1 protein-coding gene is annotated in these 533 nt (G+C 54.8%); it reads right to left on the minus strand.

All coding sequences use genetic code 11. The features are described from left to right. Positions 1-28: 28 nt before the first annotated feature. Positions 29-533: IS3 family transposase (locus L1069_RS23920; protein WP_237457305.1), on the minus strand; the 505-nt coding region annotated here is incomplete at its 5' end.

Genomic DNA, 533 nt, shown 5'->3' on the forward strand with positions numbered 1-533 from the left:
GCCCCACTGGAGTGGTCCAGATTGAAAGTTAGTACATGGTTGGCCTTTGGTCTATCAGGGCGATGGCCTCCGGCGCAGGCGGGCGGTAGCCCAAAGCACTGCGGGGGCGTTTGGTGTTGTAATGCTTCCTCCAGTTTTCGATGATAATTTGGGCTTCACGCAGCGAGTAGAAGACCTCCCCGTTCAGCAGTTCGTCCCGCATGCGCCCGTTGAAATTTTCGCAGTATCCGTTCTCCCAAGGCGACCCCGGTTCAATGAAAGCAGTCTTGGCCCCGACAGCTTTGATCCAGCTTCTGACGGCCTCAGCAATGAACTCAGGGCCATTGTCTGACCGAATGTATGCCGGCACGCCACGTAGGATAAACAGGTCCGTCAGTGCATCGATGACCTCGTTTGCATTCAGCTTCCGCTTCACTCGGACCGCAAGGCATTCCCGGCTATACTCGTCCAGAATGTTCAATGTTCTAAAAGCCCTGCCATCATCGGTTCGATGATGCACAAAGTCGTACGACCAGACGTGGTTGCGATATTCC

The organism is Leisingera sp. MMG026, from assembly GCF_021654205.1.
GTDB lineage: Bacteria > Pseudomonadota > Alphaproteobacteria > Rhodobacterales > Rhodobacteraceae > Leisingera.